The sequence below is a fragment of the Streptomyces sp. NPDC045026 genome (assembly GCF_056432625.1).
On record NZ_JBWKIS010000007.1, the window covers coordinates 249,895 to 269,850 of the forward strand.

At 72.0% G+C, this 19,956-nt stretch carries 18 protein-coding genes; 11 read left to right on the forward strand and 7 right to left on the reverse strand.

Annotation, left to right across the window (positions count from 1 at the left end; translation table 11 throughout):
• The first annotated feature begins 105 nt into the window (after positions 1 to 105).
• Positions 106 to 543, forward strand: a complete 438-nt coding sequence (locus AC07EJ_RS18270; protein WP_389477294.1) for a GNAT family N-acetyltransferase — start codon at positions 106 to 108, stop codon at positions 541 to 543.
• Positions 544 to 546: 3 nt separating this feature from the next.
• On the opposite strand, the gene AC07EJ_RS18275 is transcribed toward AC07EJ_RS18270, so the two are convergent.
• The 6 genes from AC07EJ_RS18275 to iolC form a co-directional block, all read right to left on the reverse strand.
• Positions 547 to 1,965 (reverse strand): APC family permease, encoded by a 1,419-nt coding sequence (locus AC07EJ_RS18275; RefSeq protein ID WP_393582075.1) that lies wholly within the window; start codon positions 1,963 to 1,965, stop codon positions 547 to 549.
• Between the two features lie 453 nt (positions 1,966 to 2,418).
• Positions 2,419 to 3,930, reverse strand: coding sequence for a CoA-acylating methylmalonate-semialdehyde dehydrogenase (mmsA, locus tag AC07EJ_RS18280; RefSeq protein WP_478884523.1), 1,512 nt, complete (start codon positions 3,928 to 3,930; stop codon positions 2,419 to 2,421).
• Between the two features lie 52 nt (positions 3,931 to 3,982).
• Positions 3,983 to 5,851 carry a 3D-(3,5/4)-trihydroxycyclohexane-1,2-dione acylhydrolase (decyclizing) gene (gene iolD / locus AC07EJ_RS18285; protein WP_393582076.1) on the reverse strand — a complete coding sequence of 623 codons (1,869 nt, stop codon included), beginning with the start codon at positions 5,849 to 5,851 and terminating at the stop codon, positions 3,983 to 3,985.
• Positions 5,848 to 6,657, reverse strand: a complete 810-nt coding sequence (gene iolB, locus AC07EJ_RS18290) for a 5-deoxy-glucuronate isomerase (RefSeq protein ID WP_389477536.1) — start codon at positions 6,655 to 6,657, stop codon at positions 5,848 to 5,850. Before iolB ends, iolD begins: the two co-directional genes overlap by 4 nt.
• A 30-nt stretch (positions 6,658 to 6,687) precedes the next feature.
• A complete protein-coding gene (locus tag AC07EJ_RS18295) occupies positions 6,688 to 7,575 on the reverse strand; it encodes a Cgl0159 family (beta/alpha)8-fold protein (RefSeq protein ID WP_389477534.1) in 888 nt (295 codons plus the stop codon).
• An 80-nt stretch (positions 7,576 to 7,655) separates the two neighbouring features.
• Entirely contained in the window at positions 7,656 to 8,639 is a 984-nt protein-coding gene (iolC, locus tag AC07EJ_RS18300) for a 5-dehydro-2-deoxygluconokinase (RefSeq protein WP_389477286.1), read from the reverse strand.
• 143 nt (positions 8,640 to 8,782) lie between these two features.
• Here iolC and AC07EJ_RS18305 point away from each other — a divergent pair, with 143 nt between their 5' ends.
• From AC07EJ_RS18305 to AC07EJ_RS18315, 3 genes are all read left to right on the forward strand, one after another.
• Positions 8,783 to 9,685, forward strand: coding sequence for a sugar phosphate isomerase/epimerase family protein (locus tag AC07EJ_RS18305; protein WP_389477284.1), 903 nt, complete (start codon positions 8,783 to 8,785; stop codon positions 9,683 to 9,685).
• Positions 9,686 to 9,962: 277 nt separating this feature from the next.
• Positions 9,963 to 10,160 carry a helix-turn-helix transcriptional regulator gene (locus AC07EJ_RS18310; protein ID WP_389477282.1) on the forward strand — a complete coding sequence of 66 codons (198 nt, stop codon included), beginning with the start codon at positions 9,963 to 9,965 and terminating at the stop codon, positions 10,158 to 10,160.
• Between the two features lie 112 nt (positions 10,161 to 10,272).
• The gene (locus tag AC07EJ_RS18315; RefSeq protein WP_389477279.1) at positions 10,273 to 10,860 is read left to right on the forward strand and encodes a GNAT family N-acetyltransferase; all 588 of its coding nucleotides are present in this window, start codon (positions 10,273 to 10,275) and stop codon (positions 10,858 to 10,860) included.
• Here the strand turns inward: AC07EJ_RS18315 and AC07EJ_RS18320 are convergent.
• A complete protein-coding gene (locus tag AC07EJ_RS18320; RefSeq protein ID WP_389477277.1) occupies positions 10,857 to 11,711 on the reverse strand; it encodes an AfsR/SARP family transcriptional regulator in 855 nt (284 codons plus the stop codon). The two genes, AC07EJ_RS18315 and AC07EJ_RS18320, sit on opposite strands and share 4 nt — an antisense overlap.
• Before the next feature lie 304 nt (positions 11,712 to 12,015).
• On the opposite strand from AC07EJ_RS18320, the gene AC07EJ_RS18325 reads away from it, so the two are divergent.
• The 7 genes from AC07EJ_RS18325 to AC07EJ_RS18355 are packed head-to-tail and all read left to right on the forward strand — an operon-like array spanning position 12,016 to position 19,925.
• Positions 12,016 to 13,002, forward strand: coding sequence for a ScbA/BarX family gamma-butyrolactone biosynthesis protein (locus AC07EJ_RS18325; protein ID WP_478884524.1), 987 nt, complete (start codon positions 12,016 to 12,018; stop codon positions 13,000 to 13,002).
• Positions 12,999 to 13,673: an HAD family hydrolase gene (locus tag AC07EJ_RS18330; RefSeq protein ID WP_389477273.1), complete on the forward strand. Its 675-nt coding sequence runs from the start codon at positions 12,999 to 13,001 to the stop codon at positions 13,671 to 13,673. Before AC07EJ_RS18325 ends, AC07EJ_RS18330 begins: the two co-directional genes overlap by 4 nt.
• Positions 13,670 to 15,358 (forward strand): FAD-dependent monooxygenase, encoded by a 1,689-nt coding sequence (locus tag AC07EJ_RS18335; RefSeq protein ID WP_389477271.1) that lies wholly within the window; start codon positions 13,670 to 13,672, stop codon positions 15,356 to 15,358. Before AC07EJ_RS18330 ends, AC07EJ_RS18335 begins: the two co-directional genes overlap by 4 nt.
• Positions 15,355 to 17,625 carry an MMPL family transporter gene (locus tag AC07EJ_RS18340; protein ID WP_478884525.1) on the forward strand — a complete coding sequence of 757 codons (2,271 nt, stop codon included), beginning with the start codon at positions 15,355 to 15,357 and terminating at the stop codon, positions 17,623 to 17,625. The genes AC07EJ_RS18335 and AC07EJ_RS18340 overlap by 4 nt, the downstream gene beginning before the upstream one ends.
• Positions 17,600 to 18,694, forward strand: coding sequence for an NAD-dependent epimerase/dehydratase family protein (locus tag AC07EJ_RS18345; RefSeq protein ID WP_478884526.1), 1,095 nt, complete (start codon positions 17,600 to 17,602; stop codon positions 18,692 to 18,694). Before AC07EJ_RS18340 ends, AC07EJ_RS18345 begins: the two co-directional genes overlap by 26 nt.
• Positions 18,691 to 19,680: an alpha/beta hydrolase gene (locus tag AC07EJ_RS18350; RefSeq protein ID WP_478884527.1), complete on the forward strand. Its 990-nt coding sequence runs from the start codon at positions 18,691 to 18,693 to the stop codon at positions 19,678 to 19,680. The genes AC07EJ_RS18345 and AC07EJ_RS18350 overlap by 4 nt, the downstream gene beginning before the upstream one ends.
• A complete protein-coding gene (locus AC07EJ_RS18355) occupies positions 19,677 to 19,925 on the forward strand; it encodes a hypothetical protein (RefSeq protein ID WP_478884528.1) in 249 nt (82 codons plus the stop codon). Before AC07EJ_RS18350 ends, AC07EJ_RS18355 begins: the two co-directional genes overlap by 4 nt.
• Positions 19,926 to 19,956: the final 31 nt, after the last annotated feature.

Below are 19,956 nucleotides of genomic sequence, written 5' to 3' on the forward strand. Positions count from 1 at the left end.
TACGGGCGACCGCCGACAACGGAGGCAGCCCCCGGGCTGAACCGCCGGACCTCCCTGGGGAGTAGGGTCCCGCCCCCGCGTACACCGCTCGTGGTACGAAGCGTCATGCCGAAACGCGAGATCCGCCGTGCGCGCACCGTCGACGAACTGACCGCCGCAGGGCCCCTGTTCGACGGGCCGGCCCTTCCCGAGGCGTCGGCCCGCTTCCTCCGGACCCCGGGCCACCACCTCTTCCTGGCCTACGAGGACGACGGCGGGCCCGTGGGCTTCGTCAGCGGTGTCGAGACGGTCCACCCGGACAAGGGCGTGGAGATGTTCCTGTACGAGCTGTCGGTGGCCGAGGCGTACCGGCGCCGCGGCATCGGCCGCGCCCTGGTCGAGGCGCTGGCGGCGCTGGCCAGGGAGCGGGGCTGTTACGGGATGTGGGTCGGCGTGGACACCGACAACGAGCCCGCGCTCGCGACGTATCGCGGCGCGGGCGGCGAGGACGGCGGTGGGTGCGCCGTCCTCGAGTGGTCGTTCGTGCGAGCCGAGCCCGGGTGATGCTCAGGCCTGCGCGTCCTCGGGGATCGACACCAGCCAGCGGGTGTCCTTGCGCGGGCGCAGGTAGAGCGCCCAGTAGAGGGTGGCGACGGCGGTGATGCCGCCGGTCCACAGCAGGTAGGTGACCTCCTGCTGGCTGAGGATGTAGGCGAGTACGGCGATCAGGACCACCGGGACCGCGGGCCACAGCGGCATGCGCCAGGCCGGCTGGTCGCGGTGGGAGCCGCGGCGGGCGAGCAGCGCGGCAACGGCGACCAGGAGGTACATGCCGGTGACGGAGACGCCGGTCACGCCGTACAGGGTGTCGAGGTTGACGAAGCAGAGGGCCGCGCCGGGCACGCCCACGACGAGGGTCGCGACCCAGGGGGAGCCGAAGCGGCCGAGCTTGGAGAGGGCGTTGTTGACCGGCTCGGGCCAGGACTTGTCGCGGGCCGAGGCGAACAGGACGCGGGAGTTCTGGATGACCATGACGATGCCCGCGTTGATGATCGCGAGGGCGACGCAGAGGCTGACGAACGTGCCGACGGCGGAGTTGGACCAGGCCTCGACCATGCCGCTGATGTTGCCGCTGGTGAGGGCGGCGAGGTCGGGGGCGCCCATGGTGATGGCGATGACCGGGACCAGGATGATCACGGTGGAGATGGCCAGGGTCGCGAGCACCGTGCGGGCCACGTTGCGGCGCGGGTTCTCCAGCTCCTCGGAGAGGTAGACCGCGGTCGAGAAGCCCTGCGTGATGAAGAGGGCGATGGCGAGCCCGGAGATGATCAGCATCGCGGTGACGGTGTCGGTGTGGCCGCCCGCCCCGGTGACGTGCAGGTCGACGAGGGATCCGGCGCCGCGCTCGGAGTGCGAGAAGCCGAGGACGGCGACGACTCCGGCGGCGATGACCTCGAGGACGAGGAAGATGCCGGTGATCCAGGCGTTGGCGCGCAGGTCGAGCAGGCCCGCGAGGGTGGCGAGGAGCATGACGCCCGCTCCGGCGCCGGCGGCGGGCAGGTGCACGAGCGGGGCGAGGTAGTCCGCGGTGCCCATCGCGATGACGGGCGGCACGATCACGACCACGAGCAGCGAGAGCACGAAGACGAGCCAGCCGGCGAGGCGGCCCGCGAGCGTCGACACCATGGCGTACTCGCCGCCCGCGCTGGGGATGAGGGTGCCCAGCTCCGAGTAGCAGAACGCGACGGCTATGCAGAGCAGCGAGCCGATCCCGATGGTGAGGGCGGTGGCGGTGCCGAGCGAGGAGAAGAGGTCGGGGACGACCACGAAGAGCGTGGAGGCGGGCGTCACGCACGAGAGCGTGAGCAGGGTGCCGCCGACGACGCCGATGGAACGCTTGAGCTTCTGGGGACTGGCCGTGTTGCCGAGGGGCGCGAGGGGCTCCTCGGTGACGGTCGTGGGGCTGGTGCGAAGCGTGTCGGACATGGGGAGCGGTTCCGATCGACTCGTGCGGCAGATGTTGCTGATACTCGGGCCGGGAGCGCTATCGCCTCCGAAGGGCTGTCGCGGTGGGGTTTTCGTCCGCTCCCGGCGCGTCATTGCACCGTGCGAAATCCGGAACGTCAACGGCCGTTTAGCTGCGGATTCCGCACCGGACTCTTGATCCAACTACGGTCACTTCCAAGCCGGTTCGCCACACCAGATGGGTTCCATCAGGTGGCCCGGATTAATGACCTTGCTTTCCCAGGTGAACAGAGGATGTCGGCTGGGACACCCGATACATCCCCTACGTACGGGAACCGCAGCCCCGGCTCCGAAGTCCGTCGGAATTCGTCCGCACTCCGGACACCTTCCCGGCGCCGTGGGCATGTACGGCTCATACAGAGGTGCCCCGGCCGCGCTGCACAGCGGCCGGGGCACCTGGTGCTGCTGTGGACCTCAGTGGTTGCGCGGGAAGCCCAGGTCCACGCCCGCGGGGGCGTCGGACGGGTCGGGCCAGCGCGTGGTGACGACCTTGCCGCGGGTGTAGAAGTGCGTGCCGTCGTTGCCGTAGATGTGGTGGTCGCCGAAGAGCGAGTCCTTCCAGCCACCGAAGGAGTGGTAGCCCACCGGCACCGGGATCGGCACGTTCACGCCGACCATGCCCGCCTCGATCTCCAGCTGGAAGCGGCGGGCGGCGCCGCCGTCCCGGGTGAAGATCGCGGTGCCGTTGCCGAACGGCGAGGCGTTCATGAGCGCCACGCCCTCCTCGTACGTGTCGACGCGCAGGACGCACAGGACCGGGCCGAAGATCTCGTCCCGGTAGGCCTTGGCGGTCGTGGGGACGCGGTCGAGCAGGGAGAGGCCGATCCAGTGGCCGTTCTCGTGCCCCTCTACGCGCAAGCCAGTGCCGTCGAGGACGACCTCGCAGCCCTCGGCCGCGGCGCCGGTGACGTAGGAGGCCACCTTGTCGCGGTGCGCGGCGGTGATGAGCGGGCCCATCTCCGAGGTCGGGTCGCTGCCCGGACCGATCTTGATCTTCTCGGCGCGGTCCTTGATCTTCGCGACGAGCTCGTCGGCGACGGAGCCCACGGCCACGACGGCCGAGATGGCCATGCAGCGCTCACCCGCGGAGCCGTACGCGGCGGAGACGGCGGCGTCGGCGGCTGCGTCCAGGTCGGCGTCGGGCAGGACCAGCATGTGGTTCTTGGCGCCGCCGAGCGCCTGCACGCGCTTGCCGTTGGCGGAGGCGGTGGTGTGGATGTGGCGCGCGATCGGGGTCGAGCCCACGAAGGACACGGCCGAGACGTCCGGGTGCTCCAGGAGGCGGTCCACGGCGACCTTGTCACCGTGCAGGACGTTGAAGACGCCGTCGGGCAGGCCGGCCTCGGAGAGCAGCTCGGCGATCTTCATGGACGCCGAGGGGTCCTTCTCCGACGGCTTCAGCACGAAGGTGTTGCCGCACGCGATGGCGAGCGGGAACATCCACATCGGCACCATGGCCGGGAAGTTGAACGGCGTGATGCCGGCGACGACGCCGAGCGGCTGGCGGATCGAGGAGACGTCGACGCGCGAGGCGACCTCGGTGGACAGCTCGCCCTTCAGCTGCACGGTGATGCCGCAGGCCAGGTCCACGATCTCCAGGCCGCGGGCGACCTCGCCGAGGGCGTCCGAGTGGACCTTGCCGTGCTCGGCGGTGATCAGCTCGGCGATCGCGTCGCGATTGGCGTCGAGCAGCGCGCGGAACTTGAAGAGGATCGCGGTGCGCTTGGCGAGGGACGAGGTGCCCCACGTCGCGTACGCGGCCTTGGCCGAGGCGACCGCGGCGTCGACGTCGTCGACGCCGGCGTAGGCGACCTGCGTCGTGACAGCGCCGGTCGCGGGGTCGGTGACCGGGCCGTAATTGCCCGAGACACCCTCGACGGTCTTCCCGCCGATCCAGTGGTTGACGGTCTTGACGTCGGTCGTCATGAGGGCAAGCTCCTTTGGGGTCCTACGGGTGTTTCGGGTCGTTCACGTTCTTTCACAGCCGGTGGCGTCGAGCGGTGACGCGCCGGTCGTACTCCTCGCGGGCCTTGACCGCCGACGGTCGGGTCGCTGTCTCGGCCACGGGCACATCCCACCACGCCTGCGCGGGGGGCGCGCCCGACACTGTGTCTGCCGTTTCGGTCTCCACGTAGACACATGTGGGACCGTCCGCCGCGCGCGCCGCCGCGAGGGCTTCCCGCAGATCACGGACGGTTTTCGCGCGCAGCACCGTCATGCCGAGGCTGGCCGCGTTGGCCGCGAGGTCGACGGGCAGCGGAGCGCCCGTGTACGTGCCGTCGGCGGCCGGGAAGCGGTAGCCGGTGCCGAACCCCTCGCCGCCCACCGAGGCCGAGAGCCCGCCGATGGACGCGTACCCGTGGTTCTGCAGGAGGACCACTTTGACCGGGATGTTCTCCTGGACGGCGGTGACGATCTCGGTCGGCATCATCAGATACGTGCCGTCGCCGACGAGCGCCCACACGGGCCGCCCCGGCGCGGCGAGCGCGACGCCGATCGCGGCCGGGATCTCGTAGCCCATGCAGGAGTAGCCGTACTCGACGTGGTACTGGTCACGGGACCGGGCCCGCCACAGTTTGTGCAGGTCGCCGGGGAGCGAACCGGCCGCGTTGATCAGGATGTCGTCCTCGGTGACGAGGCCGTCGAGCGCGCCGAGCACCTGCGGCTGGGTCGGGTGCACCAGGTCGTCGTCGGCCGTGAAACACGCGTCGACGCGGTACTCCCAGCGCTCCTTGTCGTCGGTGTACTCCATGACGTAGGAGGGCTCCGCGCGGTGGCCGCGCAGACCGGCCGTGAGCTCCTCCAGGCCGGTGCGGGCGTCCGCGACCAGTGGCAGGCCCGCCATCTTGTGGCTGTCGAAGGCCGCGATGTTGAGGTTGAGGAAGCGCACGCGGCCGTCACCGAAGAGCGTGCCGGACGCGGTCGTGAAGTCGGTGTAGCGGGTGCCGACGCCGATGACGAGGTCGGCGGTGCGGGCGAGTTCGTTCGCGGGCGCGGTGCCGGTGTGGCCGATGCCGCCGACGTCCGACGGATGGTCCCAGCGCAGGGAGCCCTTGCCGGCCTGGGTGGAGGCGACGGGGATCCCGGTCGCGTCGGCGAACTCCTTCAGCGCCTCCTCGGCCCGGCTGTGGTGGACGCCGCCGCCCGCGACGAGCAGCGGCCTGCGCGCGGCGCGCACCGCGCGGACCGCCTCGTCCAGCTCGCGCGCGTCGGGCGCGGGCCTGCGCACGCCCCACACCCGCTCCTCGAAGAAGGCGTCGGGCCAGTCGTACGCCTCGGCCTGCACGTCCTGCGGCAGCGCAAGGGTGACCGCGCCCGTGTCGACCGGGTCGGCGAGGACCCGCATCGCGGCGAGGGCCGCCGGGATCAGTGCCTCGGGCCGGGTGATCCGGTCGAAGTAGCGGGAGACGGGGCGCAGGCAGTCGTTGACGGACACGTCACCCGCGTAAGGAACTTCGAGCTGCTGGAGCACGGGGTCGGCGGGCCGGGTCGCGAAGGTGTCGCCGGGCAGCAGCAGGACGGGCAGGTGGTTGATGGTGGCGAGGGCGGCGCCGGTGACGAGGTTGGTGGCGCCGGGCCCGATCGACGTGGTCACGGCCTGCGCGGCGAGCCGGCCGCTCTGCCGGGCGAAGCCGACGGCCGCGTGCACCATGGCCTGCTCGTTGCGGCCCTGGTGGTAGGGCATGTCGTCGGCGTACTCCAGGAGGGCCTGGCCGATCCCGGCCACGTTCCCGTGCCCGAAGATGCCCCAGGTCGCGTCGATCAGGCGGCGCCGCTCGCCGTCGCGCTCGGTGTACTGCCGGGACAGGAACCGCACGAGGGCCTGTGCTGTGGTGAGCCGCGTCATCGGTATCCCTCCGTCAGGTGATCCGGGTGGAAGCAGATCCGCCACTCGCGCTCCTCGCCCGGTCCCGCCATCACGTTCAGGTAGTACATCGTGTGTCCCGGCTGCGCGATCGACGGGCCGTGCCACCCGTCGGGGACGAGGACCGCGTCGCCCGTACGGACCTCGGCGAGCAGGTCGGTGCCGCCGGGCCGGGACGGCGAGACGCGCTGGTACCCGTACCCGCCGGGCCCCTCGATCTCGAAGTAGTAGATCTCCTCCAGCTCCGTCTCGATGCCCGGCCGGTGCTCGTCGTGCTTGTGGGGCGGGTACGAGGACCAGTTGCCGCCCGGCGTGATCACCTCGACGGCGATGAGCTGGTCGCAGGCGAAGGCGTCCGCGGACGCGAAGTTGCGCACCTGGCGGGCGCTGGTGCCGGAGCCGCGGTGCTCGACGGGAACCTCCGGCGCGGGGCCGTAGCGGGCGGGGAGCTTACGCTCGCACTTCGCTCCTGCCAGGGCGAAGCGGCCTCCCGCGCCGGAGGCGATCTGCGCATGGGCGTCGCGGGGCACGTACGCGAAGTCGCTGACCTCGCCGAACACGCTCTCCCGGCCCAGCAGTTCGATGATCCGGCCTTCCGTGTGGACCGTGCAACCACCTGTCAGGGGCAGCACGATCCATTCACTCGTGCCGGTGTCCAGATCGTGCGTTTGTCCGGGCCTCAGTTCGATCACTCGCAGCCCCGCGCGGGACCAGCCGGCCCGCTCCGGGCCGACGGCCAGGGCGTACGGCCCGTCGGCGGCGCTCCCCCGGGGCAGGTACGGGTTCAGAGGGTCCCTCACGTTCGTCACCGTCCCCTCCTACAGCAGCGACGCGGCGGTGTCGACCGCGCCCGCCACATCCCCGTCGGCCGGGTACAGCAGCGAGCGCCCCACCACCAGGCCCTGCACGGTGGGAAGTTGGAGCGCGTGCCGCCACTTCTCGTACGCCGCGTCCTGGTCGTCCCCCACATCGCCGCCGAGCAGCACCGCGGGCAGCGTCGAGGTCTCCATGACGCGCGCCATGTCGTCGGGGTTGTCCGTGACGGGCACCTTGAGCCAGGTGTACGCGGAGCTGCCGCCGAGGCCGGAGGCGATGGCGATGGACGTGGTGACGGCGTCGGCGCTCAGGTCGCTGCGCAGGGTCCCGCGCGCCGGGTCCCTGCGGCACAGGAACGGCTCGACGAACACCGGCAGGCGAAGCTCCGCCATCTCGTCGACTGCTCGGGCGGCGGACTCCATGGTGCGCAGGGAGCCCGGGTCCTCGTAGTCGATGCGAAGGAGGAGCTTGCCGGCGTCGAACCGCAGCCGGTGCAGGTCGGCGGGCCGGTGTCCGGTGAAACGGTCGTCGAGCTCGAAGGAGGCCCCGGCGAGGCCGCCGCGGTTCATCGAACCGAGGACGATCTTGTTCTCCAGCGCGCCGAGCAGGAGCAGGTCGTCGAGGATGTCGGCGGTGGCGAGCACCCCGTCGACTCCGGGCCGCGACAGGGCGAGGCAGAGGCGTCCGAGGAGGTCGGCGCGGTCGGCCATGGCGAAGGGCCGCTCCCCCACTGCGAGGGCGCCGCGCGCGGGGTGGTCGGCGGCGACGATCAGCAGGCGCCCGGTCTCCTGCGCGAGCAGCGGCCTGCGCGCCCGCCGCGCCGCGGCCTCGGCGACGGCCTCGGGGTGGTGGGCCCGCAGCCGCACCAGCTTCAGGGGATCGACGCTCATGTCCCGGCCGTCCCGGCCGTCCCGGCCGTCCCGCGCGGGAACATGTCCGGGGCTGCTCCCGCCGACCTTGCCTGCCCGGCTCATCGGACCTCTCCTGCCGTGAGTGCGGCCTCGACCTCGTCGCGGGTGGGCATCGCCGACGAGCACTCCAGACGAGACGCGACGATCGCGCCCGCCGCGTTCGCGTACCGCATGATCTTCTCCAACTCCCAGCCTGCGAGCAGTCCATGACACAGGGCGCCGCCGAACGCGTCCCCCGCGCCGAGCCCGTTGAGGACGTCGACGGGCAGCGGCGGCACCTCCGCGTAACTGCCGTCATCACTCATGGCGAGTACGCCCTTGGGTCCTTGCTTGACGACGGCGAGGCGGACCCCGGCGGCGAGCAACGCCCGTGCCGCCGCGGACGGTTCGCGCTCGCCGGTGGCGATCTCGACCTCTTCGATGTTGCCGACGGCGACGGTGGTGTGGCGCAGGGCCTCGGCGTAGAGGGGACGGGCCGCGCCCGGATCGGGCCAGGCCGCGTCTCCCCAGAGCGCCGGGCGCCAGTCGAGGTCGAAGACGGTGATGCCCGCCTTCGCCCGGTGCGCCAGCGCGGCCAGGGTCGCCGAGCGGCTCGGCTCCTGGCTCAGCCCGGTCCCCGTCATCCAGAACACGCGGGCCGCCCTGATGGCGTCCAGGTCGAGTTCGGCGGTGCGGATCTCCAGGTCGGGCGCCTTGGGCAGGCGGTAGAAGTAGATCGGGAAGTCGTCCGGCGGGAAGACCTCGCAGAACGTGACGGGCGTCGGCAGGCCCGGGACGGGCGTGACCCAGCGGTCGTCGACGCCGAACTCCCTCAGCTGCCGGTGCAGATACTCCCCGAAGGGGTCGGCTCCGGTGCGGGTGACGGTCGCGGTGCGGCGCCCGAGCCGGGCCGCGGCGACCGCGACGTTCGACGACGACCCGCCCAGGAACTTCCCGAAGGTGTCCACGTCCGCCAGCGGCACGCCGGCCTGCAACGGGTAGAGGTCCACGCCGATCCGGCCCATCGTGATCACGTCGTACGGCTCGCCGGGACTGGGCTGCATACGGATTCCCTTCGGCGGGGCACGCGCCCCCTTCGGCGGTCTCAGGCTCAGGTCTAGCCCTGCCTCAAGACCCTGTCAACATTTTGTCCGGACATTCGGACCACGTCTTGACACCCGTCTCCGGGGCCCTGAAGGCTGGTTCCATGACGACGATGTCACCCCGCATCCGCATCGGCTCGGCACCCGACTCCTGGGGCGTGTGGTTCCCCGACGACCCCCGCCAAGTTCCCTGGCGGCGCTTCCTCGACGAGGTCACCGAGGCGGGCTACGAGTGGATCGAGCTCGGCCCGTACGGCTATCTGCCGACCGACCCGGACGTGCTCGCGCGCGAGACGCGGCAGCGCGGTCTGAAGGTCTCGGCGGGCACGGTCTTCACGGGCCTGCACCGCGGCCCCGGCGTCTGGGACGCGACCTGGGAACACGTCTCGGCGATCGCCGAACTCACGCGCGCGACCGGCGCCGGGCATCTCGTCGTCATCCCCGCGTTCTGGCGCGACGACAAGACGGGCGAGGTCATCGAGGACTCCTCGCTCACGGCGGCGCAGTGGCGCGACCTGACCACGCAGACCGAGCGGCTCGCCCACGAGGTCCGCGAGCGGTACGGCCTGCGGATCGTCGTCCACCCGCACGCCGACACCCACATCGACAGCGAGGAGAACGTCGCCCGTTTCCTCGACTCCACCGACCAGGATCTCGTCTCCCTCTGTCTCGACACGGGCCACTACGCGTACTGCGGGGGCGACAGCGTCAAGCTCATCGAGACGTACGGCGAACGCATCGGCTACCTCCACCTCAAGCAGGTCGACCCGGCCGTGCTCGCCGAGGTCCGCGCGGGCGGGATCCCGTTCGGGCCCGCCGTGGCGCGCGGCGTGATGTGCGAACCCCCGGCCGGGGAGCCCGCGCTGGAGCCCGTCATCGCGGCGGCGCAGCGTCTGGACGTCGATCTCTTCGCGATCGTCGAGCAGGACATGTATCCGTGCGAGCCGGACCGTCCGCTGCCCGTCGCCCGCCGCACCCGGGGCTATCTGAGGTCGTGCGGGGTGTAGGGGGACCGGCGGGCCACCGGTGACGGACGCCCGCGCAAGCGCCGCACGCGCCGTCCACGCGCCGCCAATGCGTCACTCGCGTCACAAACACCCCCTTCCTGTCACACATGTCCCGTATACGCGGGTCTTGCGTCACACCCCGTCGACAGCCCCTCGCCTTGGCTCTGGGTGGGTCGTTGTCCGGGCACAGGCTGACTGATCGCCAGCGTTCGCGCCGCAGCTCCCCCGACGGCCACCCCCGGGTCGCCGCTGCGGCACCCGCAGCAAGGAGCCACTCATGAGCGACCGAAGGCTCTGGTCGTACAAGGACATCGCCGCGCACATCCGGGTCCAGCCGGACACCGTGCGCTCGTACCGCAAGCACGGTCTGCTGCCCCCGCCGGACCACGTGGAGTCGGGAAAGCCGTACTGGTACGAGGACACCGTCCGCGCCTGGGTCGCCTCCCGCCCCCGTAACCGCGGACTCAGGGAATGACCCGAAAACCGCCATCCGGACGACGGCGCCGCCCCGCACGCATGCCACCGTGCGGGGCGGCGCCCGCGTTATTCGATTGCCGCGCGCGGCCGGCACTCCGGACAATCCCCGGATGACCCAAGAACCCCTGGCCGCCGGCTTCTCCGTCAAGCCGGTGCTGACCGGCGAGAAGACCGTCCTGCGGCCGTTCACCGCCGCCGACGCGGACACGATGGCCGAGATCATCGACGACCCGGAGGTACGCCGCTTCACCGGCGACTCACCGAACGACCTCACGCGTGAGTCCCTGCGCGCCTGGTACGGCTCACGCTCCGCGCAGCCCGACCGCCTCGACCTCGCGGTGACCGACCGCGCCACGGACCGACTCGTCGGTGAGGTCGTCCTGTACGACTGGGACCCGGGCCACCGCAGCTGCACCTTCCGCACCCTCGTCGGCCCCGCGGGCCGCGGCCGGGGCATCGGCACGGAGGCGGTGCGTCTCATCGTCGGCCACGGCTTCGAGCGCCTCGGCCTGCACCGCGTCGCCCTGGACCTGTTCAGCCACAACCACCGGGCCCGCCGCGTCTACGAGAAGGTGGGCTTCATCGAAGAGGGCGTGGCCCGGCAGTCGATGCTGCGGGACGGCGAGTGGTACGACGAGACGCTGATGTCGATCCTCGCCCCGGAGTGGGCCGCCCATCGCGGGCGGCCGGAGATCTAGCCGAACGGGACCCGGCGCGTGAGGGGCAGCCGTGGCGCGGGCTCCGAAGAGAGGGACGGCGCCGCGTCGCCGTCCTCCCGCACGGTGGACAGAAGCATCAACTGCGGGTCCTGGAGCAGCAGTCGGGCGTGCAGCGCGCGCAGCGCGGGGCCCGGCTCGGCGCCCAGTTCCTCGACGACACGGGCGCGGTGGTCGGCGTACACGACCAGCGCCTCGTTGCCACGGTCCGAGCGGTAGAGCGCGAGCATCAGGAGCCAGACGAAGCGCTCGCGCAGCGGGTACTTGTGCACCGCGTAGTGCAGCAGCGGTACGGCGTAGCGGTGTCGGCCGAGTTCCAGTTCCAGCTCGGCGAGCACTTCCATGTCCGCGAGGAACCGCTCCTGGCGGTAGAGCCGCTCGCGCTCCATCATCGGCCCCTCGAGGCCTTCGACCAGTGGCCCCGTCGACATGGTGCGGGCCTGGTCGAGGAGCCCGGCGGCCTTGAGGATCTCGCCGCCCCGGGCCGCCGCGATGCCGGCCGCCGCGAGCCTTTCGTAGACGTAGAGGTCCACCTCCGCGTCGCCGACATCGAGGCGGTAGCCGCCTCCCGACCATTCGATCAGGACGCCTCCGCCCGTGGCCGGGCCGGGCGCGAGCAGGCCGCGCAGGCCCGAGACGGATTTCTGGATCAGATTCTTCGCGTACGCCGGATACTCCCCGCCCCACAGCGCCTCGATCAGCTGGTCCACGCCCGTCTCCAAGCCCGGCCGCAGGAGCAGCACGGCGAGGAGCGCCCGTTGCTTGGGCGCCCCCAGTTCTAACGGCTCCGGGCCGCGGGCGACCTGGAGCGGGCCGAAGAGGCGGATCGCCATCCTCGACGGATCCTGCCCGTCACCCTCGGATCCACGTCCACGCAGCAGCACTCCTGACATCTCTCCCCCATGACAACGACGTCGCGCCCGCGAACTCGCCAAGCGCCAATCTAGGCATTACCGGCCAGTTCCCGGCGGACAAAGCCCAGTTGCGAAACACATCACTCTGCGCGACCTCTTGACGTGCTCCCAATCCTGGGGGAATCAGCCAGCCGTTCAGCGGTCCTTCCAGCGCTTCGACCAACGTTTGGTCAAACCGCTTGCATCAAGGTGATCCGGTCCCGCTCTCACGCTTGGAGAACCGATGACCGGCCCCGCACCGCAGGACCAGCAGATCCGTTCCGTACTCAGCTACGACAGCACCGTCTCGCGTGCCGCCGTGCACCGCGCCGCGATCGCCGAGGTGTTCCTCACCGACTCCCGTCCGGTGGCCGGCCGGGAGGACACCTACGAGGTGGCGGCGCAGCTGCCGCGCGCGCACATCATGGCCGAGCACTCCGGCACCCACGACTTCCTGCTCCTGGTCGAAGTCCTGCGCCAGGGCGGGGTGTTCCTCGCCCACACCTACGAGAACGTGGGCCTCGACGAGTCGTTCATCTTCCGCCACCTGCGCATACGGATGCAGGACCTGTCCGCCGTACGCACCGGCGACCGCCCGGCCAGAGCCGTGGTCACCTTCACCGTCGACCCGCAGCGCAAGCGCAACGGCCGGGTGCAGGCCCTGGACTTCACCGGCACGTTCACCATCGAGGGCAAGGTCGTCCTGCACTTCAGCGGCGGCCTCGCCTTCTTCTCACGCACCGTCTACCGCGCCCTGCGCGCCCGTCGCCGCGAGGCCCTGGCGGGTCAGATCGGCGTACTGCCCACGCACGTGGCCGCGGAGCCGGAGTCGGTGGGCCGCCGGGACCCGTACAACGTGGTGATCACCCAGCCGCAGCCCGCGGGCCCGAGCACGCTCGCCGCCACCGTGCTCTCCGACACGACCCACCCGCACCTCTTCGACCACCAGCTCGACCACATCCCCGGCAACCTCCTCCTGGAGGCGGCCCGGCAGCTCGCCGCCGCCTCCGTCGCCTCGCTGCACTCCATCTCGGCCGGGGGCCTCCAGGTGGCCGCGCTCGACGCGGGCTTCCAGGAGTTCGCCGAACTCGATCTGCGCGCCCAGGCGGTGGCGAGCGTCGAGCAGTTCCGGCTCAGCGAGACGCTCGGCACCCTCGTCGTGCCGGTCGTGGTCGAGGTCGTCCAGCAGGACCGCGTCGTCGCCTCGTTCCGCCTTGAGGTGGCGCAGTGACGTCGCCCGCGCTGACCACCTTCGTCGTCGACTACGGCGGGGTCCTGACCAATCCGCTGCACGAGACGTTCGCGGCCTTCGCGCGCGCCGTCGGCCTGCCCGTGACCGAGCTGCAGGACGCCTTCGCGAAAGCCACGGCGCGCCGGGGCCGCAGCCCGATGGCCGACCTGGAGACCGCCCTGTGCACCGAGGCGGAGATGGTCGGCAGGGTCCTGGCCGAGCTGCCCGACGGGAAGGGTGAACACCTGCTGGACGGGCTGGAGTTCGGGGAGGTCTGGTTCCGGGGCCGGACCGTCAACGACCGGCTCGTCGCCTTCGTGCGCTCCCTGCACTCGGTGGGGTACCGCACCGCCCTGCTCACCAACAACGTGGCCGAGTGGGGCCCGCGCTGGCGGGCCCAGTTCCCCGTCGACGAGCTCTTCGACACGGTCGTCGACTCATCCGCCGAGGGCGTGCGCAAGCCCGACCCGCTGATCTACCGGCGGCTCCTCGAACGCCTCCCGGCTGCCGCGCAGGAGTGCGTCTTCCTCGACGACCTCGAGGAGAACTGCGCCACCGCCTCGGACCTCGGCATGCTCGCCGTCCACTTCACCACCACCAACGAGGCGATCGACCAGATCGCCGCGCTGCTCCGCTCCCGCGGTGCCTACCACCCCAGGAGCCTGGCATGAAGCGGCAGCGCGACGACACCGTACTGATCGTGGGAGCCGGCCCGACGGGCCTGACCACCGCCTGCACCCTGCTCCGGCACGGCGTGGAGTGCAGGGTCGTCGACCGCAGGAAGGGCCCCGCGAGCGAACCCAAGGCGCTGATCCTGTGGAGTGGCGCGCTCGAGGTGCTCAAGCGCATCGACGCGGCGGAGTGTCTGGTCAACCGGTCTCTGCCGCTCTCGGGCGCGTCCTACTGGTCGGGCGGCAAGCGGGCCGGGCAGGTCCGCTTCGGCTCGCTCGCCGACACCGCGTTCCCCCGCCCGCTGTGCGTACCCCAGTCGGTCACCGAGAGCGTCCTGTACCAGCGGCTCCTGGAGCTCGGCGGCCAGGTCGAGTGGAACACCGAACTCACCGACGTCCGGCTCATCGGTGACAGCGTGGAGGGATCCGTCTCCGTCACGGTCGAGCCGCCCGGCCAGAGCGCCCCCGCCCTGCTCGCGCCGCGCTGGCTGGTGGGCGCGGACGGCACGCACAGCAAGGTGCGGGCGGCCACCGGGATCGCGTTCCAGGGCAGTACGTACGCCCGCGACTTCCTGCTCGGCGACGGCGAGTTCAGCGGGAACCTGCCCAAGGACGAGGCGCAGTACCACCTCACCCCGGAAGGGGTCCTCGTCGTCGTTCCGCTGCCCGGCGGCGGACACCGCGTGTTCTTCGACCGGGACGCCACCGGTGAGGTGCGTCCACTGTCCGACGACGACCTCCAGGAGCTGCTCACCGCCCGCGGCCCGCGCGGCTGGACGCTCCGCTCCACCTGGTGGCGCTCCACCTTCCGGGTCCACACGAGGGTCGCCGACGCCTTCCGCTCGGGGCCGGTCTTCCTCGCCGGTGACGCCGCGCACTGCCACAGCCCGGCCGGTGGGCAGGGCCTCAACACCGGGGTGCAGGACGGCTTCAACCTGGGCTGGAAACTGGCCGCCGTGTCGCGTGGCGCGGACCCGGCGCTGCTCGACAGCTACGAGGCCGAGCGGCGCCCCGCGGCGCTGCGGGCGCTGCGCAACTCCGACCGCCAGACCAAGCTGTGGATGCTCCGCGAAGGCCCCAAGCGGGTCCTTCGCGACGCCGTCCTGAAGGTGGCGTCCGCGACCGGCGCCCTCGACCGCAAGATGGTCCCCGACCTCGCCCAGCTGGACCCCGGCCTCGAGTCGAGCCCCGCGGTCCCCGGCCGGCTCCCGGCGCCCGCCGGCAAGAACGCACGCGGCGCCAAGAGCGCCCTGCGCCCCGGCCTCCGGCTGCCCGACACCCGCTGGCAGGTGCTGTCCGGCACCCTGGCGACCTCCCTGCACGAGCTCCTCGCCGCCGGCCGGCACACTCTCCTGGTCCTCCAGAACGGCGCCGACACGGTGGACGGCGAGCGGACGGCCCGCCAGGCCGCCGACCTCGCGGCCCGCTCCGCGGTGGCGGGGCAGACGGACGTCCTGTTCCTGACCGGCCGCGCCCCCGCGAGCGAGGGCGGCGACTCCGCGCCGTACGCGCGCGCCGTGGAGAGCGGCCGGCGGCTGACCTCACTGGCCGGCCCCGGACAGGACCCCCTGGTGATCTACGTACGCCCCGACGGCGCGGTCGGCGCCTGGTCGTCGCACCTCGACCTGCCGCGCCTGGCGGACGGGGTCTCGGTGCTCGGGCTCGCCGTGGGACGTGCGGCGTGAGCCGGAAGCTCCCCGGGCTCACCGCTCTCGGTACGCGGGTCGTGAGCAGACCGTGGCTGTTCCTGCTCGCGGCCGTGATCCTGATCCTGGACGCCGTCCTGCTCGGCGCCGACCTGCCCGACCGGCTCAGCAACGGCGGTACGACCGACCCCGGTTCGGAGTCGGCACGCGTGCAGCGCGTCCTTGAGAACCACTACCCGGAGCAGCAGCCCAATCTCGTCCTCCTCGTGAGCGTGCCCGAGGGCGCGCAGGCCGACGACCGGAAGGTGGCCGGGCAGGGGGTGCGCCTCGCCGAACGCCTCTCGTTCGAGAAGTCGGTCGTCGGCGTCGTCTCGTACTGGCAGACCGGTCTGGAGGAGCTGCGCTCCCGCGACGGGAAACAGGCCGTGATCGCCGCCCGCATCGAAGGCGGCGACGACCGGGCGAGAGCCGAACTGAAGCGCCTGGCACCGGACTTCCGCGGCACGCAGGGGGATCTGACCGTACGGATCTCCGGCGCGCTCGCCGTACAGGACGAGATCGAGAGCACCGTCGCCGAGGATCTGACCCGCTCCGAACTCATCGCCCTGCCGCTCACCCTCCTCGTGCTCGTCTGGGTCTTCGGCGGGGTGGTCGCCGCGGCGCTGCCGGTCCTGGTGGGTCTGGCCACCGTCCTCGGGACGGGCGCGCTGCTGCGGGTGGTCACCTCGTTCACCGAGGTGTCGGTGTTCGCGCAGAACCTCACCACGGCGCTCGGCCTGGGACTCGCCATCGACTACGCCCTGCTGATCGTCCGCAGATTCCGCGAGGAGCTGGGCACGGGGGCCGAGCCCGCGGCCGCGGCCCTGCGCACCGTGCGCACCGCGGGCCGCACCGTCCTGTTCTCCGCGCTGACCGTCGCCGTGGCGCTCTCGGCGATGCTGGTCTTCCCGCTGTACTTCCTGCGCTCCCTCGCCTACGCGGGTATCAGCGTGGTCCTCGTCGCCTCGGTCACCGCCCTGACGGTGCTGCCCGCGGTGCTCGTGCTGCTCGGGCGGCGCATCGATGCCTGGCAGGTACGCCGACGCCGTGAGGACGGCCGGACGCCGGCCTCGAAGGGCCGGCTCACCGCGGCCGTGATGCGCCGCGCGCCGCTGGTCACCGTCGCGGTGACCGGGCTGCTCCTGGTCCTCGGACTGCCGTTCCTCGGCGCCCGGTTCGGGACCGCGGACCAGCGCCAGCTGCCCGCGACCAGCGAGGCCCGGGCCGTCCAGGACAGCATTCGCGACGACTTCGACGACACCCCCGACGGCTCGGTGCCCGTGCTGTTGCGCACGGCAGGCGCGTCCCGCGCCGAAGCACGGGCCACGGCGGGGCGGATCGCGGGAAAGCTGTCCGCGCTCGACGGGGTCACCCGCGTCGAGTCGTCGGACGGCACCTACCGCGCGGGCCACCGGTCGGAGATACCGACCCCTGCCGACTCCTCGCGCAGGACCTCCGGCCACACCCTCCTGACGGTCGTCTCCGAGGACCACACCGCCGCGACGTCCGCCGCCCATCAGCGGCTGGTCGAGTCCCTGCGCGGCGCGTCCGCGTCCGACGGGGCGTGGGTGGGCGGTCCCGCGGCGTCCTTGGTGGACAGCAAGGCAGCCATCGGCCGGGGCCTGGCCCCCGCCCTCGGATTCGTCCTGCTCGCGACGCTCCTCCTGGTCTTCCTGCTCACCGGGAGCGTCCTCCTTCCGCTGCTGACCGTCGCGCTCAACGCCCTGAGCCTGACCGCCATGTTCGGCGCGGTCGTGTGGGTCTTCCAGGACGGCCACCTCTCGTCCCCGCTCGCCTTCACCGCGACCGGGGACGTGGAGACGACGCTGCCGGTCCTCATGTTCTGCGTCGCGTTCGGCCTGTCCATGGACTACGGCGTGTTCCTGGTCGCCCGGATCAAGGAGGACTTCGACCGCACCGGCGACCACCGTTCGGCGGTCGTCCACGGCATGCGCACCACCGGCGGCCTGATCACCGCGGCTGCCGTGGTGCTCAGCGTGGTCTTCGTCTCCATCGGGCTCTCGCGGATCACCAACACCAAGATGCTCGGCTTCGGCGTCGCCCTCGCCGTCCTGGTGGACGCCCTCGTCGTCCGCACGCTGCTCGTCCCCGCGGTGCTGCGCCTGCTCGGCCGCCGCGCCTGGTGGGCGCCGAGGCCACTGCGCCGCGCCCACCAGCGGTTCGCGCTGCGCGATGAGCCGGACTCCCCTCCCCCTTCGAATCTCCCTGAAAGGACGTCGCATGAGCGGCACGCCGCCTCCCACTGAACCCACGAGCCTTCGCTCGGTCGTGGTCACCGGGGCCACCGGCCTGCTCGGCAACGCCGTCGTCGAGCGGCTCCTCGCCGACGGCACCGAGGTGACCGCGGTCGTACGGGACGCCGAGCGCGCCCGCACCCTGCTGCCCCGCCACCCCGCACTGCGTCTCGTCGCCGGAGACGTCACCGACATCACCAGCTACGCGGGCGACCTGCGCGGTGCCGACGCCGTCATCCACACGGCCGCGTACTTCCGCGAGTACTACCAGCCGGGCCACGACCTGGAGCTGCTGTACCGCACGAACGTGCAGGCGGTGGAGGACCTGCTCAAGGCGGCGGTGCACGCCGGGGTGCCCGCCGTCGTGCACACCAGCTCGATCGCCGTGCTCGGCGGCGGCGACGCGCAGTCCCCCGGCGACGAGGGCACCCCCAACGGCGCCCCGGACCAGGACAACCACTACCGCTCCAGCAAGATCCGCGCCGAGCAGATGATCGCCGCCTTCACCAAGGAACACGGGCTGCGCGTACCGCTCGTGCTGCCCGGCTGGATGTGGGGTCCCGGAGACGCGGGCCCCACCTCCGCCGGACGGCTCTTCCTCGCGGTGGCGCGCGGCGAGATCAAGGCGCTGCCCACGGCGGGCAACCACGTCGTGGACGCCCGCGACGTGGCGGCCGTGTGTGTCGCCGCCGCCGCGCGCGGGGCCTCGGGCCGCCGCTACATCGCGGGGGGCACCTGGCATCCGCTGCACGACATCTGCGCGGCCGTGGTCCGGGCCACCGGCACCGGAACGGTGCCCCGCAAGCTGCCCCCGGCGGCCGCCGTACCGCTCGCCTCGATCCTGGAGTGGCAGGCGAAGATGCGCGGCCGGCAGCCGGTGGCGACCCGGACCGGCATGCGGGTGCTGCTCGAAGGACACCACCGCCGGGTGTCGTCCGCCCGGTCGGGACGTGAACTGGCCGCCGTATTCCGCCCGTTGAAGCAGACCATCGCCGACCAGGCGGCGTGGCACCGCGCGCAGGGGCAACTGCCTGCCGCGGCCGGCGCCGGCGGCACCGCACGAGAGATGAGCGGCGGATGAGCGAGCAGCGCAGAAGCGTCACCCAGCGGATCGCCTTGCTCGGCGCGGCAGTTGTCCTGCTCGCGAGTCCGGTGGCCGCGACCACGTCGTCCGACGCATCCGAGGCCCCCGGGAAGGCGGGGAGGTCCGCCTCGGCCACATCGTCCGTGCCGACGCCGGCCGAGGCAGCCGCCGCCCGCGAGGCGACCGCGGCACGTATGGCCAAGGCAGGCATCACGGATGTCCCGGTCTCCTTCTCCGTACGCAACACCAACCGCAGCAAGACGGGCTGCCGCACGGACAGCGGGAAGTACCGGGTGCGCGGCCACCTGACGGCGCCCTCGTCCGTGCTCTCGGGGTCCGGAGACGGCAAGAAGAAGGCGATCACCCTCTATCAGCACGGCATCGCCGCGGGCGAGTGGTACTGGCGCCTCGACGTGCCCGGCTACCACTACGCCGAGGAGCTCGCCGAGCGCGGCCACGCCTCCCTCACCCTCGACCGGCTGGGCTACGGCGCCAGCGACCGCCCGGACGGCTTCGGCACCTGTATCGGCGCCGAGGCGGACATCGCGCACCAGGTCGTGCGGCAGTTGCGTGCGGGGACGTACACCGTCGGCGGAAAGCCGCAGGAGCCGGCCAAGACCGGCGGGGAGACGGCCAAGGGTGCGGCCAAGGCCACCCGTTTCGACACGGTGACCTTGTCGGGCCAGTCCAACGGCGGGCAGATCGTCCAGATCGAGGCCTACTCGTTCGGCGGGATCGACGGGCTGATGATCATGGACTGGACAGACCGCGGCCTCACCCCGGAGGCCAACACCCGCTTCTTCAGCGCCCTCCAGAGCTGCATGGCGGGTGGTTCACCGAGCCGGAAGCCCTCGGACCCGAGCGGCTACGTCTACTACGACCTGGGCCCCGACCAGTTCCGCCGCGGCAACTTCCACGACACGGAGCGCCGGTCATGGACGCCGCGACCCCACACCAGAACCGCCACCCCTGCGGCGACATGACATCCCAACTCGACTCCGTGTTCACGGACTTGGACCACCTCCGCGACATCAAGGTGCCGGTCCTGATGCTGTACGGCGACGACGACGCCCGCGTCACCGGGGGCGCCGCGCACCGGCGCCTGTTCACCGGGGCCGACACCGACCTCATCGACATCCCGGGGGCCGGGCACTACGCCACGATGGCCCGTTCGGCACCCCGCACCTTCGACCGGATCGCCGCGTGGCTCGACGCGCGCGGCCTGTAGCCCCCCACAAAAAGCACACCCCCCCCCCGCA

Bases quoted from the DNA above. Each gene is read 5' to 3' on its own strand.
- AC07EJ_RS18270 (WP_389477294.1), top strand. From the start codon at position 106: ATGCCGAAACGCGAGATCCGCCGTGCGCGCACCGTCGACGAACTGACC.
- AC07EJ_RS18275 (WP_393582075.1), bottom strand. From the start codon at position 1,965: ATGTCCGACACGCTTCGCACCAGCCCCACGACCGTCACCGAGGAGCCC.
- mmsA (WP_478884523.1), bottom strand. From the start codon at position 3,930: ATGACGACCGACGTCAAGACCGTCAACCACTGGATCGGCGGGAAGACC.
- iolD (WP_393582076.1), bottom strand. From the start codon at position 5,851: ATGACGCGGCTCACCACAGCACAGGCCCTCGTGCGGTTCCTGTCCCGG.
- AC07EJ_RS18295 (WP_389477534.1), bottom strand. From the start codon at position 7,575: ATGAGCGTCGATCCCCTGAAGCTGGTGCGGCTGCGGGCCCACCACCCC.
- iolC (WP_389477286.1), bottom strand. From the start codon at position 8,639: ATGCAGCCCAGTCCCGGCGAGCCGTACGACGTGATCACGATGGGCCGG.
- AC07EJ_RS18305 (WP_389477284.1), top strand. From the start codon at position 8,783: ATGACGACGATGTCACCCCGCATCCGCATCGGCTCGGCACCCGACTCC.
- AC07EJ_RS18310 (WP_389477282.1), top strand. From the start codon at position 9,963: ATGAGCGACCGAAGGCTCTGGTCGTACAAGGACATCGCCGCGCACATC.
- AC07EJ_RS18315 (WP_389477279.1), top strand. From the start codon at position 10,273: ATGACCCAAGAACCCCTGGCCGCCGGCTTCTCCGTCAAGCCGGTGCTG.
- AC07EJ_RS18320 (WP_389477277.1), bottom strand. From the start codon at position 11,711: ATGGCGATCCGCCTCTTCGGCCCGCTCCAGGTCGCCCGCGGCCCGGAG.
- AC07EJ_RS18325 (WP_478884524.1), top strand. From the start codon at position 12,016: ATGACCGGCCCCGCACCGCAGGACCAGCAGATCCGTTCCGTACTCAGC.
- AC07EJ_RS18335 (WP_389477271.1), top strand. From the start codon at position 13,670: ATGAAGCGGCAGCGCGACGACACCGTACTGATCGTGGGAGCCGGCCCG.
- AC07EJ_RS18345 (WP_478884526.1), top strand. From the start codon at position 17,600: ATGAGCGGCACGCCGCCTCCCACTGAACCCACGAGCCTTCGCTCGGTC.
- AC07EJ_RS18350 (WP_478884527.1), top strand. From the start codon at position 18,691: ATGAGCGAGCAGCGCAGAAGCGTCACCCAGCGGATCGCCTTGCTCGGC.
- AC07EJ_RS18355 (WP_478884528.1), top strand. From the start codon at position 19,677: ATGACATCCCAACTCGACTCCGTGTTCACGGACTTGGACCACCTCCGC.